General features: G+C 68.1%; 12 protein-coding genes. 5 read left to right on the top strand and 7 right to left on the bottom strand.

The window, feature by feature from the left end:
- Positions 1-157 precede the first annotated feature (157 nt).
- Positions 158-1,927 carry a chitinase gene (locus tag ACOCEP_RS03085; protein WP_482335650.1) on the top strand — a complete coding sequence of 590 codons (1,770 nt, stop codon included), beginning with the start codon at positions 158-160 and terminating at the stop codon, positions 1,925-1,927.
- Positions 1,928-2,736: 809 nt separating this feature from the next.
- Here ACOCEP_RS03085 and ACOCEP_RS03080 read toward each other — a convergent pair.
- The 4 genes from ACOCEP_RS03080 to ACOCEP_RS03065 form a co-directional block, all read right to left on the bottom strand.
- Positions 2,737-3,381, bottom strand: a complete 645-nt coding sequence (locus tag ACOCEP_RS03080) for a class I SAM-dependent DNA methyltransferase (protein WP_482335648.1) — start codon at positions 3,379-3,381, stop codon at positions 2,737-2,739.
- 211 nt (positions 3,382-3,592) lie between these two features.
- Positions 3,593-4,927, bottom strand: a complete 1,335-nt coding sequence (locus tag ACOCEP_RS03075) for a cellulose binding domain-containing protein (RefSeq protein ID WP_482339551.1) — start codon at positions 4,925-4,927, stop codon at positions 3,593-3,595.
- A gap of 38 nt (positions 4,928-4,965) precedes the next feature.
- Complete coding sequence (locus tag ACOCEP_RS03070; protein WP_482335647.1) at positions 4,966-6,603, bottom strand: glycosyl hydrolase family 18 protein; 1,638 nt, start codon at positions 6,601-6,603, stop codon at positions 4,966-4,968.
- 261 nt (positions 6,604-6,864) lie between these two features.
- Complete coding sequence (locus tag ACOCEP_RS03065; RefSeq protein WP_482335646.1) at positions 6,865-7,296, bottom strand: RpiB/LacA/LacB family sugar-phosphate isomerase; 432 nt, start codon at positions 7,294-7,296, stop codon at positions 6,865-6,867.
- A gap of 60 nt (positions 7,297-7,356) precedes the next feature.
- Here ACOCEP_RS03065 and ACOCEP_RS03060 point away from each other — a divergent pair, with 60 nt between their 5' ends.
- Positions 7,357-7,986: a TetR/AcrR family transcriptional regulator gene (locus tag ACOCEP_RS03060; RefSeq protein ID WP_482335645.1), complete on the top strand. Its 630-nt coding sequence runs from the start codon at positions 7,357-7,359 to the stop codon at positions 7,984-7,986.
- Between the two features lie 50 nt (positions 7,987-8,036).
- Here ACOCEP_RS03060 and ACOCEP_RS03055 read toward each other — a convergent pair whose 3' ends face one another.
- The gene (locus ACOCEP_RS03055) at positions 8,037-8,564 is read right to left on the bottom strand and encodes a DM13 domain-containing protein (protein WP_482335644.1); all 528 of its coding nucleotides are present in this window, start codon (positions 8,562-8,564) and stop codon (positions 8,037-8,039) included.
- Between the two features lie 181 nt (positions 8,565-8,745).
- Here ACOCEP_RS03055 and ACOCEP_RS03050 point away from each other — a divergent pair, with 181 nt between their 5' ends.
- Together ACOCEP_RS03050 and ACOCEP_RS03045 are read left to right on the top strand one after the other, a co-directional pair.
- Positions 8,746-9,600, top strand: coding sequence for a bile acid:sodium symporter family protein (locus ACOCEP_RS03050; protein WP_482335643.1), 855 nt, complete (start codon positions 8,746-8,748; stop codon positions 9,598-9,600).
- Positions 9,601-9,613: 13 nt separating this feature from the next.
- Positions 9,614-10,417 (top strand): alpha/beta fold hydrolase, encoded by an 804-nt coding sequence (locus ACOCEP_RS03045; RefSeq protein WP_482335642.1) that lies wholly within the window; start codon positions 9,614-9,616, stop codon positions 10,415-10,417.
- A 46-nt stretch (positions 10,418-10,463) separates the two neighbouring features.
- Here the strand turns inward: ACOCEP_RS03045 and ACOCEP_RS03040 are convergent, their stop codons facing one another.
- A complete protein-coding gene (locus ACOCEP_RS03040) occupies positions 10,464-11,801 on the bottom strand; it encodes an aspartate aminotransferase family protein (protein WP_482335641.1) in 1,338 nt (445 codons plus the stop codon).
- Between the two features lie 86 nt (positions 11,802-11,887).
- On the opposite strand from ACOCEP_RS03040, the gene ACOCEP_RS03035 reads away from it, so the two are divergent.
- Positions 11,888-12,784 carry a LysR family transcriptional regulator gene (locus ACOCEP_RS03035; protein ID WP_482335640.1) on the top strand — a complete coding sequence of 299 codons (897 nt, stop codon included), beginning with the start codon at positions 11,888-11,890 and terminating at the stop codon, positions 12,782-12,784.
- Here ACOCEP_RS03035 and ACOCEP_RS03030 read toward each other — a convergent pair.
- Complete coding sequence (locus ACOCEP_RS03030) at positions 12,705-13,931, bottom strand: MFS transporter (protein ID WP_482335639.1); 1,227 nt, start codon at positions 13,929-13,931, stop codon at positions 12,705-12,707. The genes ACOCEP_RS03035 and ACOCEP_RS03030 overlap by 80 nt on opposite strands.
- Between the last annotated feature and the right edge of the window lie 49 nt (positions 13,932-13,980).

Genomic DNA, 13,980 nt, shown 5'->3' with positions numbered 1-13,980 from the left:
GACGTTACGGAGCGCGCCCCCGCGTCACACCGGTCCAGCAGCCCGGAGTAGTCGGGTCTTTGGACCCTGGTGGCGCCGGGGGTATGGACTTTCCGCAGATTGGTCTAGACAATTAGTCCAGCGCGGCGGCAGGCCGCCCTTCCACGGAGGAATCGCGATGAGGCGTTCCAGATCGTTGTCATTTCTGGCCGTTTTGGTGCTCACCTTCACCGGTCTGCTCACCGGCGGTGGCACCGCGAGCGCGGCCAACCTGCTCCTCAACCCCGGGTTCGAGGCGGGTTCGACATCCGGCTGGACCTGCGCGGCGGGCGCGACCGTGACCACACCGGTCCGTTCGGGCGGTTACGCCGTTTCGGTCACGCCCGGCTCGACGATCGGGAAATGCGCACAGACGGTATCCGTCCGGCCCAACACCACCTACGCGGTTTCGGCCTGGGTGAACGGCAACCCGGTGTACCTCGGCGTCACGGGCGGGCCGTCGACCTGGACCGCGGCGACCGCCTACACGCAGCTTTCGCTTTCCTTCACGACCTCGGCCACACAGACGACGGCCGAGGTGTACGTCCACGGCTGGTACGGCTCGGGCACCTACTACGCGGACGACATCAGCCTCGACGGACCCGGCGGTGAAACCCCCGGCGCGCCGCCGTCACCGGGGAATCCGGCCGTGGGCACGGTGACGAACTCGTCGATCGCGCTCTCGTGGGGCGCGTCGGCGGGGACGGTGACCGGCTATCGCGTGTACGAGGCGGGCAAGGTGGTCGCGACGGTGACCGGGACTTCGGCGACGATCTCGGGACTGACGGCCTGTTCGTCGCACAGCTACTCGGTGGCCGCTTACAACAGCGCGGGTGAGTCGCCCAAGACCACCGAGGTGGGCGCCACGACCGCCGGCTGCGTCGACTCCGGCCTGCCGAAGCACGCGCTGATCGGCTACCTGCACGCGAGCTTCGCCAACGGATCCGGCTACACCCGGATGGCCGACGTCCCGGCGGCGTGGGACATCGTCAACCTGGCCTTCGGTGAGCCGACTTCGGTGACCTCCGGTGACATCCGCTTCACGCGGTGCCCGGTCGCGGAATGCCCGACGGTGGAAAGCGACGCGGACTTCATCGCCGCGATCCGCGCGAAGCAGGCGCAGGGCAAGAAGGTCCTGATCTCCATCGGTGGCCAGAACGGCCAGGTGCAGCTGACCACGACCGCGGCGCGCGACGCTTTCGTCAGTTCGGTGTCCGCGATCATCGACCGGTACGGGCTGAACGGGCTCGACATCGACTTCGAGGGGCACTCGCTGTACCTCAACTCCGGCGACAACGACTTCCGCAATCCGACCACGCCGGTGATCGTCAACCTCATCTCGGCGCTGAAGACGTTGAAGGCTCGCTATGGTGCGGGATTCGTGCTGACGATGGCGCCGGAGACGTTCTTCGTGCAGACCGGATACCAGTACTACGGCGGCCTCGGCGGCGCCGACAACCGGACGGGTTCGTACCTCCCGGTGATCCACGCGATGCGGGACGCGCTGACCGTGCTGCACGTCCAGGACTACAACTCCGGGCCGGTGATGGGGCTGGACAACCAGTACCACTTCATGGGCGGCGCCGACTTCCACATCGCGATGACCGACATGATCAAGGCGGGTTTCACCGTGTCCTCGACCGGATTCCGGTTCCCCGGGCTGCGTGAGGACCAGATCGCGTTCGGCCTGCCGGCCGCGGTGAGCGCGGGCAACGGGCACACCGCGCCGGCGGCGGTGCATTCGGCGCTGAACTGCCTGGTGAAGAACTCCGGCTGTGGGTCGTATTCCTTGCGTGGCGGGGCTTCGCCGGCACTGCGCGGGCTGATGACGTGGTCGATCAACTGGGACCGGTACTACGGATGGGAGTTCCAGAACGCTCACGAGCCGTTCCTGAACGCTCTGCCCTGATCGCATTCAGAGGACTAAACGCGTCGGTCTTGAGTACGTGAAGGCCCCCTTCATTGCGCTAGAAGCAGTGAAGGGGGCCTTCACGTACTTCAGGGCCTGCGGGCTCGCGGGCGTCGGTCACGGGTCTGGGCGGTGTTGCGAAAGCCACTTTCGCAACACCCTCGCGCGGCCTCGGCACCGGCTCGCCCCGTGCGCCCGGCAGCCGTGTCGCGAAAGCCACTTTCGGGACATCAGACGTCGCGAAAGTGGCTTTCGCGACACGCCAGACCCAGGAAGCCAGCGCAGGCCCCAGTGAAGGACGCCCGCATTTAGTCCTCTGAATGCGGTGCCCGCGGCCTCATCGCGACCTTCACCCACATCGACAACGCGCTGCGGGACAGCGCACCGGCCGAGCCGACGGTGCTGGACACCGACCGGCGAATCGAGAACCTGCTCCGCGCGCAGGCCGCAAGCCCGCACGTCGGCCGGCCAACTACTGCTGGTTCCGCGGCGACCCGTCCAATGCGCTCTGCCTGCGACTGGGCCGGGACCACGGAGGCGACACGGCCGCTGATCGGACTGTGCGACTCGGCCCGCTGCCCGCAGGCCACCCACCACGCCTGCCGCCGACCGATCTGGGCCGAGCAGGCGGCCACCTTCCAAGCCTTCCTCGGCAACCCCCGAGTCCCCTCTGGGGAGAAGACCCGGCTTCGGCGCGAGCACGACCGTGTCCAACGAGTGCTCGACAGCATCGACGAGGCCACCAGCACCGCTGGGAGCGCACGCGCATGTCCTCTGGTTCCGACTGGCGAGCCCGACATATGCAGAAGTCAGGACTTACTGCGTGCGAAAAGAATCGCTTGCTGAGCTTTCGCGTCCGGGTCGAGCAGCATCTGAGCCTCGACCACGAATCCGGCATCGCGCAGCCAGGATGCCACCTGGTCAGGCTGACGGCGGTGGACATGGACCTTCATCGGGTGACCGCCATAGCCCTCCGTCATCAACCGCGACTCGTCGCCGACGTGAAACAGGAGCTGCAGCGGTCCGCCGAGACGCAATGCTCGGTGGAAGTGCCCGAACACAGTCGGCACATCGTCGTCAGGGATGTGGATCAACGACTGCCAGGCGAGCAGGCCGGCCACCGAAGCGACGGGGAGGTCCAGGTCCGTCATCGAGCCCACCTCGAACCGCAGGCCGGGGTGGTCGCGCCGGGCCACGTCGATCATCCCGGGGGAGAGGTCGACACCGAAGGCGTCGACACCGAGCTCATTCAGGTGGGCGGTGACTTCACCGGGGCCGCAGCCCACGTCCGCGACCGGCCCGCCGCCAGCGATCCGCACGCTGTCGGCGAACAACGCCAGAGCCGCGCGCAGGTACTGGTGTCCGGCGAGTGCGCCGCGCACTTGCTCGGCATAGCTGACCGCGACCGTGTCATAAGAGGTTCGGGTGTCGGCCAACCAGTCATCCGTGGTCATGACCGGCACGATATTCCATGATCACGACCTCGTGGACGGCCGACGCGGAGAGACCGATCAAATGCAGGAGAGCACATCATGCAGTCGCAAGCGGGACACGGCCACTGCCGCGACAACCGATGAGGACCGCATTCAGAGGACGAAACGCGGGCGAAAAGGAGCGGGCCCGCACCGTGCAGCATCGGTGCGGGCCCGCGGTTCGGAAGGGACGTCAGAAAGCCGCGGTGATCCGCGTGAAGTCCCAGTCGTTCTGTGCGATACCACTGCAGTTCTCGGCGACCCCGCCGTTCGGGCAGCCGCGGTCACGGTTGGTCGACCAGAACGCGAGCCTGGCGATCTTGTTGGTCTTGGACCAGTCGGTGATCCGCGTCCAGGTGTCGAGACTCGTCAGTTCGCGCTGGTCCGAAAGACCGTTCATCCCGCTGATGCCGAGGTGGCCGTACGCCGTGGCGTCGTTCCACCCGAAGGTCGACTTCAGCTTGTCCCGCAGGCCGTTCGCCGCCCGGATGGTGTTGCCGTACATGTCCGCGCCACCACCGAAATCGAACGGCATGATCGTGTAGACGTCGATCCCGGCGTTCAGTGCCTTCGACTGGTCGATGAGCCGGTTGCCCCAGGAGTTCGGGCCGCTGGTCGTCGTGCCGAAGGTGAGGATGGTCTGGATACCGGGGTTGTTCGCCTTCACGATCTTGAGCGCGTTCAGCACGCGATCCTGTACGACCGCGTTCTCGAACTCGTCGGTGTTCTCGATGTCGATGTCGATCGCCTTGAGACCGTAGGCGTCGATCACCTTCTGGTAGGCCCCGGCGAGCGCTTCCGGCGTCGAGCAGTTCGGGCCGAGCTTGTTGCCGCTCCACCCGCCGAAGGACGGCACGATCTGCCCGCCCGCGGCCTTGATCTGCGCGATCGCGTTCGCGTCGACGCCGCCCTGCAGCGGACGGCTGCCGTCCCAGGCGGGGTTGCAGCCACCGGACGACAGGATGAACGCCATCGTGAACCATTTGATCCCGGTCGCGTTCATGACCGTCTGCGGGTTCGGCGGGCTGCCCCAGCCCATGTACAGATACGGCGCACCACGGCCGCCGGGGAGCGGCGGGTTGCTGGTGGTCGTCGTCGGAGAGGTCGTGGTGGTGGACGTGGTCGGCGTCGTGGTCGGGCCGCCGCCGCCCGGGTCGCATGAACCACCGTTGATCTTGCAGTTCGCCGGGGCGACGTAGCCCCCGGAGTACTTGACGTTGAAGCCGAAGCTGGTGGAACCGCCGTTGGAAAGGTTGCCGTTCCAGGTGTTCTTCACCGTCACGTGCTGCCCGGAGACCGAGTAGCTGCCGTCCCACAGTGAAGCGATCGAGTGCCCCGCGGGGAGGTCGAATTCGACCGTCCAAGAGGGGAGGCTCGACCCCGAGTTGTTGCTGATCGTGTATTTGCCTTCCCAGCCGGAGCCCCAATCGGAGCCCTTGCTGAAGGCGGCGCCGACGCCGCCGGCCGCGGAGGCCGGCGCGATCACGAGGACCGCGCCGGCCGTTGCGGCAGCGGCGGACAGGCCGATGGCCTGGATCCAAGTCCGCTTGCCCACTGTCAGACTCCTCAGTTCAGGCCGTTGCGCATGGCCGTGACGAGTTCACCGTTGGAGGTGTCACCACTGAGTTCCCAGAAGAACGCGCCGCCGAGACCCTGGTTCTTGGTCCAGCCCATCTTTCCGTTGATGGTCGCGGGAGTGTCGTAGCTCCACCAGTTGTTGCCGCACTTCGCGTACGCGGTGCCCGCGATCGTGCCGGTCGACGGGCAGCTGTTCTTGAGGATCTTGTAGTCCTCGATACCCGCCTCGTAGGTGCCCGGTGCCGCGCCGGTCGCGGTGCCGCCCGGGGCGTCCTGGGTGACGCCGGTCCAGCCTCGGCCGTAGAAACCGATACCCAGCAACAGTTTGCTCGCCGGGACACCCTTGGCCTTGAGCTTCTGGATGGCGTCGTCGGAGGTGAAGCCCTGCTGCGGGATGCCGGGGTACGACGTCAGCGGCGAGTGCGGGGCCGTCGGTCCCTGCGCCGCCCAGGCGCCGAAGAAGTCGTACGTCATGACGTTGTACCAGTCGAAGTACGCCGACGCGGGGCCGTAGTCGGCGGAGTCGATCTTGCCGCCGCTGCTGGCGTCCGCGGTGATCGCGGCGGTGACCAGGAACGAGGAGCCGAACTTGGTGCGCAGCGCCTGTGCCACGTTCTTGATCGCGGCGGGACCGCTGGTGTCACAGGTGAGACCGCAGGCGTTCGGGTACTCCCAGTCGATGTCGATACCGTCGAAGACGTCGGCCCAGCGCGGGTCCTTGATCAGCTTGTAGCAGGATTCCGCGAACGCGGCCGGGTTCTTCGACGCCTGGCCGAAGCCACCGGACCAGGTCCAGCCGCCGAACGACCACAGCACCTTGAGGCCCGGGTACATCTTCTTCAGCTTGCGCAGCTGGTTGAAGTTACCGCGCAGCGAACCGGCGTCCCACGAGTCCGCGACACCGTCCACACTGGACCCGGCGTCGTAGAACTTGTCGTAGTCGGCGTAGGTGTCGTCGTTGGCGGTGCAGGAACCGTTGGTGACGTTGCCGAACGCGTAGTTGATATGCGTCAGCTTGGCCGCGGAACCGGAGGTGTGGATGTTCTTCACGTGGTAGTTGCGACCGTAGACGCCCCACTGCACGAAGTAGCCGAGGTTCTTCTTCGCGCCCGGGTTCGGGTTCGAAGTCGTGGTGGTCGGCGGGTTGCTCGTGCTGGTCGACGTCGGGGGATTGGACGTCGTGGTGGTCGGGGTGGTCGGCGTCGTCGTCGGGTTACCGCCGCCCGGATCGCAGGAGCCGCCGTTGATCTTGCAGTTGGCGGGGGCGGTGTAGGCGCCGGAGTACTTGACGTTGAAGCCGAAGCTGGTCGAGCCACCGTTGGAAAGGTTGCCGTTCCAGGTGTTCTTGACGGTCACGTGCTGGCCGGAGACGGTGTAGCTGCCGTCCCACAGCGAAGCGATCGAGTGTCCCGCCGCGAGGTCGAACTCGAGAGTCCAGGAACTCAGGCTGGCTCCCGAGTTGTTGGTGATCGTGTACTTGCCTTCCCAGCCGGAGCCCCAGTCCGACCCCTTGGTCAGGGTGGCTCCGACCCCGCCCGCCGCGTTCGCGGGCACGGTCACCAGACCGACCGCCAGCGCCGCGACGGCCGTGAACAGGCCGACCAGATGCCATCTTTTTCTCGACATTTCACTCCTTACAACCCGGTGCCGGGAAATGATCTTGGAGATGATTTCGTCAAAGGGAAATCGGCGACATCGCGTTGCCTCGGCCGAAACCGGGCAGGCGGGGATGAGTCTTCATCGACCACCTCCATGCGGAACGCTTTGTTGCGGGAGACGGTACGTGGTCTGGACCAATATGGGAAGCATCACTACGTAGAGTGGTGATTTTCCTGCGAACGGCCTAATACGTTCGACAGCGTTAATCGTTCACTGGTTCACTGCCGTTCAGCGGCGGAATTCGTCCATTTCGCCGAGCCGGGCGATATTCGCCGATTCGTCGGGGTCGGGCAGGACACCGGAAAGGAACACGTCGGTGATTTCGACGGCCACGTCGGGGGCCAGCCGTTTGAGGCTCAGCGCCAGCACATTGGCGTCGTTCCATTTGCGTGCGCCGGCGGCGATCCAGGTGTCCCAGGCCAGCGCCGCGCGGACTCCGGGCACCTTGTTGGCGGCGATGGCCGTCCCCGTCCCGGTCCAGCACATCACCACGCCGAACTCGGCCTCGCCTTCCGCGACCGCCCTGCCCACCGCCGCGCCGAGTTCCGGCCAGACGTCCGACGCCGCGGGGCGGAGCACCTCGTGGCCCGCCTCGGCGAGATACGCCTGCACGGCGTCCGTGGTGGCGTTCCGGTCGTCGGCGGCGAAGGCGATCCTCATGTCCGGATCGTAACGCCGCGTCGACGGGTGACGAACGGGAAGTCATGGGAGGATCGCGCCGTGGACTCGTCTGCGGAGGAGCACCAGGTCCAGCGTGACCAGGAGATCGCACGGACCCGGATCCTCGACACCGCCGCCCGCCTGCTCGGCGAGGCGGGTTTCGCCCGGCTCAAGATCGGCATGATCTGCGCCAGGACCGGTTATCCCAGCGGCGTCGTCTACCAGTTGTTCGGCTCGAAGGAGACGCTGGTGCGGCGGCTCGTCGAGTTCGCCGCGGAGAAGTTCGCCGACGTCTTCAGCGCCGCCGTCGCCACCCGGACCGGCGGGCTGACCCCGAGCCCGATGGACATGCTGCGCGCCCTGCTGGACATCTTCTTCGAGCTGCTCACCGACATGCCGCCGCTGAACCGGGCGTTCGTGGTGCTCTGGACGGACGCGACCGTCGGCGATCCGGCGGTCCGGACGGCGATGACCGAGGCCGATCGCCGGTACCGGTTCGCCATCGCGCAGACCGTCGCCGCCGGGCTCGCGGACGGCTCCATCACCGGCGTCCGCGACCCCGACGCGTACGCGGCGGCGCTGGTGGGGCAGCTGCGGGGGATCGCCGTGGCCTCGATCATCGATCCCGGCGGCATCGATCTGCGTGCCGTCCGCGCGGAGATGGAATACGCCGTGGACCGGCTCGCCTGACCCGGACCCCGCCCCGCCGCCACGCTCCACGGACAGGCTTCGCCTGGCTGTCAGACCTTGGCCAGCTCGGCCGCCCCGAAGGACACGTTGAACCGATCGCACCAGATCGTCACGCTCGAATAGCGCGCCAGATCGGTGCCCGCGGGCAGTGTGTAGTTCTGGCTTCCCTTGTTGCCCTTGAGTTTCCCGGCGCTCACGTACGCGCCGTCGTCGAACACGGACCAGCCGTCCTTGCCGGGGATGACCGGCGCGTCGGTGAGCCAGACACGGAGGTCCGGGCCGTTGCTCGTGTCGAGGTTCTCCAGGCGCAGCACCAAAGATCCGTCGGCCGCGCGCAGGATCCGGACCTCGCCGCTGGTCGCGTGCTCGTGGCTGATCAGCGCGCCGGTCGCCACGACCATGGGCTCTTTCGGGGCGGGCGCGGGCGCGGCGCTAGGGGACGCCGGAGCGACGACAGGCAGTGCTTCCTGGACCGTCTCGTTCACCCAGAGCTTCCAAGGCTGGAACCAGTAGAGGCCTGCGGCCACCGCCACCACCAGTCCGGCCGCCACCACGGCGAGCACCCGCTTGCGTTTCATGGGGACATTCAACCGCGCGAACCGTCCGGATCGCCCGGTTCGGGCGGTTACCGAACTCTTACGACGCCGTCCGGGCGGGGTCACGGCTGGGTTTCGGCACCTTGACCCCGTTCACGCCGCTTGACACGATTGCCGATCTGAAAAGGGCATATCGGACGGAGGCCCCTCGATGGGTTCGGCGATGTTTTCCATCCTCCTGCCGGTAGCGCTGGCACTCGTCATGTTCGGGCTGGGCCTGACCTTGACCGTCGGCGACTTCACGCGGGTGCTGAAGTACCCGAAGGCCGCCGTCATCGCGCTGGTGTGCCAGATGATCGTGCTACCCGTGATCTGCGTCGGCCTCATCGTCCTCTTCGGTCTCGAAGGCGTGCTCGCGGTCGGCATGATGCTGCTCGTCGCCTCACCCGGCGGCACGTCGGCGAACCTGTTCAGTCACCTCGCCGGCGGCGACGTCGCCCTCAACGTCACGCTCACGGCGATCAACTCGGTACTGGCCGTGTTCACCCTGCCGCTCGTGGTCGGCCTGTCGATGGCCGGATTCCTCGACGGCGGCGCCTCGGTCGGGCTCCAGCCGGCGAAGTTCGTGCAGGTGTTCGCGATCGTGCTGATCCCCGTCGTGATCGGGATGGCGGTGCGGGCCCGGTTCACCGGCTGGGCCGAGCGGATGCGCAAACCGGTCAAGATCGGCTCGGCCGTGGTGCTCGTGCTGGTGATCGCGGCGGCGATCGCGCAGGAGTTCCGGACCTTGGCGGACAACATCTGGACGCTCGGGCCGGTGGCGCTCGCGCTTTCCGTGCTCAGCCTGGCAATCGGGTTCTACGTGCCTCGGTTGTTCCGGGTGGACCGCGGGCAGTCGATCGCGTCCGCCATGGAGATCGGCGTCCACAACGCCACGCTCGCGATCGCGGTGGCGTATTCGGTGCTCGGCGACAAGGCGATGGCCGTACCCGCCGGGGTCTACGGCGTGCTCATGTTCTTCCCCGCCGGGATCGCGGCCTTCCTGTTGTCCCGCAGCAGGGAGAGCGCGCAGGTCTGAGTAGGTTCGGAGAGTGCCTCGCTCTCCCATCGGTGAATTCCTCGACGTGGACGGTGTCGCCGTCCACGTCCGGCAGGACGGCGCCGGTCCGCCGGTGTTGTTGCTGCACGGGTATTGCGGGTCGGTCCACTGGTTCGACCGGCTCACCCTCGGCCTCGCCGCGACGCGGCACGTGATCCGGGTGGATCTGCTGGGACATGGGTGTACTGGTGGTTCTTCGGGTTTCGACGCGGCGTCGCAGGCGCGCATGGTGGCCGGTGTCCTCGATGCGCTGGGTGTCGAGGACGTCCTGGTCGCCGGTCACTCCTTCGGTGCGGACGTCGCCGTGGCGCTGGCCGAGATCTCTCCGCGAGCCGGTTCCCTGGTGCTGATCGGGCAGGCGCCGGACTACAGCTACGCGTCCTTTCCGCCGGGGAGTTCGGTGCTGCTGCCGATGGTCAGCGCGCTCGTGCGGCTCGTGGCGCACCGGCCGTGGGTGCGGTTCGCCTCCCGGTTCCGCCGAGGCGGCTGGTTCGAGGATCCCTTGCAGGACTTGGCCGATCACGCCGTCACCGCGCCCGCGATGGCTCGGGTGGTGCTCGTGGAACGGGCGCGGCTGCTCGCGTTTCGTCCTCTCGATGCGCAAGTGGCGGCGCTGTCGTTGCCGTGTCTGGTGATTCTCGGGCGACGGGACCGATTTTACGACTGTGACAAGACTTTCGCGCGGTACTCGGCGGCCGGGGCGCGGGTGGAGATCGTCGAGGGCGTCGGGCATTCGCCGTTCTTGGAGCGGCCGGGCGAGGTCGCTCGGTTGCTTCGCGAGTTCGCGGCCTCGTGAGTGGTGAGGACGGTTCTAACCGTCCTCACCACTCACGAGACTTGCCTCACGACCAGCGCGCGCTGACGTCCCCGATCGCCTTGTCCAGGGTGCCCAGCCCTTCCGCCAGTTCGTCCTCGGTCGCGGTCAGCGGGGGAGCGATCCGGAAGACCCCGCCCATTCCCGGCAACTGCACGATGTTCATGTGCAGCCCCAATTCGAGGCACCGCTGGGTGACCAGCGCGCCCAGTTCGTCGGAGCTGCGTTTCGTGGCCCGGTCGACGACGAGTTCCACGCCGACCAGCAGGCCACGCCCGCGGATGTCGCCGACGACGGGATGACGCGCGGCGAGGTCGTCGAGGCCGCGGCGGAGGAAGGCGCCGAGTTCGGTGGCGCGTTCGTCGAGCCGGTCGCGGGTGAGGACGTCGAGCACGGTGTTCCCGACCGCCGCCACCAGCGGGTCCGCGACGTGCGTGGTGAAGAACAGATAGCCGCGGTCGTGCGCCTCCTGCTCGATCTCCGCGCTCGTGATCACCGCCGCCAGCGGGAGTCCGGCGCCCAGCGTCTTGGACAGCGTGAGGATGTCGGGGACGACGCCGTCGCGTTCGAACGCGTACCAGTTGCCCGTGCGGCACAGGCCGGTCTGTGCCTCGTCGAGGATCAGCAGCATCCCGCGTTCGCGGCACTTCTCCCGAAGCGCGGCGAAGTACCCCACCGGCGGTTCGATGATCCCGCCCGAGCTGAGGATCGGTTCGACGATGCACGCCGCGAGGCTGCCGACGGACTGCGCGTCGATCATCTCGAACCCGAAGTCCAGCTGTCGCTTCCAGTCCAGCTCCCCGTCGGGGGTGAGGAAGTCCGGCCGGTAGGAATTCGGCGCGGGAATGGCGAAGTTGCCGGGCGCGGTCGGCCCGTAGCCCTTGCGGCCCGCGCTGTAGGTCGCGTTCGCCGCCGCCTGCGTCATCCCGTGCCACGACCTGGCGAACGACACGATCTCGTGCTTCCCGGTGACGAGTTTCGCCATCCGGATCGCGGCTTCGTTCGACTCCGCCCCGGTGGTCAGCAGCAGCGCCTTTTCCAGCGGGGACGGCAAAGTCTCGGCCAGCCTGCGCGCGAGATCGACGACGGGGCGGCTCAGCATCCCGCTGAACAGGTGGTCCAGCGAGCCGATCTGCCGTCGCACGGTCTCGACGATCTCGGGATGTGAATGGCCGAGGATCGCGCTCATCTGCCCGGACGTGAAGTCGAGGATCCGTCGCCCGGACTCGGTGTACAGGTAGCTCCCGGCGGCGTGGTCGATGATCTCGCGGGTGAAATCGCCGGCCCCGGCGTAGCGCACGAGGTGCCGGTCAGCGTCGGCCCAGAAACGGTCGGCGGTGGACAGGTCGGTGATCGGAGCAGCCATGTCCCGACGGTAAAACCCCGCCGAGCGACACGTCCAGCTCACGATTCCGGCTGTGCTGTTCGGCCGATCCGTACAACAATGGCGCCATGCTCAACCCGTGGAGGCTCAGCCTGCTGAGCAGGCTCGACACGCTCGGTACCGTCCGCGCGGTCGCGAAAGCGGCCAACCTGAGCGCGTCGAGCGTGTCCCAGCAGCTCGCGGTCCTGGAGGCCGAGACGCGGACGCGGCTGCTGGAGCGCACCGGCCGCCGCGTCCGGCTGACCCCGGCCGGGCGGATGCTGGCCCGCCGCGCGAGAGAGATCCTCGACCACATGGACACCGTCGAGGCCGAGTTGCGCGGTCTCGGCGAGGGCCCGGCGGGCCTGGTCCGCCTCGGCGCCTTCCAGAGCGCGATCCACACCATCGCCGTCCCGGCGGTGAACCGGCTGGCGCGCACGCATCCGCGCCTGCAGATCGAACTTCTCGAACTCGAACCGCACGTGAGCATGCCCGCGCTCCGGGTCGGCGACGCCGACGTCATCGTCACGACCACGGACTTCGTCGAGCAGCCGCTGGGCCCCGACATCGACCTGGTGCCGCTCGCGACCGACCCGATCGTGCTCGTCGTGCCGCCCGGTCATCCGGCCGCGGGCCGCGGCCCCGCCGACCTCGCCGCCTACGCGAGCGAGCCCTGGGCGTTCGACGTCCCCCACTCGTACATGGCCACTCTCGCCACCCGGCTCTGCCGCGAAGCCGGTTTCGAGCCGCGCGTGATCGCCCGGTTCAGCAACTACATGATGACCTTGCAGCACGTCGAGGCCGGGCTTTCGATCGCGCTCCTGCCCGGCCTCGCCGTCGACCGGCGTTACCGCGTCACCACCCGTGAGCTCGCGACGCCGGTGGACCGCTCCATCACCGCGGCGATCAGGCGCGGGTCCGCGCCTCGCGCCGCGGTCGACCTGGTTCTCGAGGCGATCCGGAGTCATCCGGAACTGCCGCTGTGAACCCGTGCCGCCGCGCCACCAGCACCACGGCCAGCGTCGGCACGAGCAGCACCAGGACACTCCAGGGGAACGACTGCGGGCCGAAGCCGTCGAGGAGGACGCCGCCGGCGATCCCGCCGCCCGCCATCGCCGCGTTCCACAGGGTGACCAGCATGGCCTGCGCGATGTCCGCCGCGCCGCCCATGTCGCCGGCCTGCGCGGCGGCGGTCTGCAGCAGCGTCGGGATCCCGCCCCAGCCGAGCCCCCACAGGGTCACCGCGACATAGACGAGCGCCGGATTTTCGCCCAGCAGCGCCAGAATCGTCGCTCCGAGCGCCACGAGAAGGGTGCCGGCCACGGTCAGCGCCCGCAGCCGCCGGTCGATGTGGACGCCGACGAACCAGATGCTGACCATCGACGCCAGGCCGAACACCAGCAGGATCCGGTCGACCGAGCCGCCCATCGCCACGTGTTCGAGGAAGGTGGCGACGTAGGTGTAGAGGATGTTGTGCGCCAGCACGAACGTCAGCGTCACGAACAGGACCGCGGCCACGCCGCGCACGGCGAGGGTCCGGCGCACCGGCAGCCTGCCGCCCTTGTCCTGGCCGGGGAAGTCGGGGACGGCCAGCGCGATCCAGCCGAGCAGACCGAGCGCGAGCGCCGACATGAGCGAGAACGTCACCTGCCAGCCGAGGAGGCCGCCGAGGAAGGTGCCGGCGGGGATGCCGAGCGAGAGCGCGAGCGGGATACCGGTCATCACGATGGCGATCGCCTTGCCCCGCACCGGTTCCGGCGCCAGCCGCCGGGCGTAGCCGGCCAGCAGCGCCCACACCACGCCCGCCGCGATCCCGGCGACGAATCGCGCGCCGAGCGTCAGGGGGTAGTTCGTGGACAGCGCCGTGACCGTGTTGGCGATGGCGAAACCGGCGACCCCGGTCAGGAGCAAGCGTTTGCGGCGCCAGCCCGCGGTCGCGGCGGACAGCGGGATCGCGGTCAGCGCGGTGCCGATCGCGTACACCGTCACCAGCTGTCCGGTCGCCGCTTCGCCGACGCCGAGGCCGGCGCTCATCGCGGGCAGCACCCCCGCGGGCAGGGCTTCGGTGAGGACGGTGACGAACGCCGCCGTGGTCAGCGCGAGCAGCGCGCCGAGTGGGAGTTTCGCAGTCATGCTCCGTATGCTCGAACCATCACATAGATGTGAAGGTCAAGTCGGCCGG

The sequence above is a fragment of the Amycolatopsis sp. CA-211722 genome, assembly GCF_056828465.1.
This window is presented reverse-complemented; position numbering and strand designations above follow the sequence as displayed.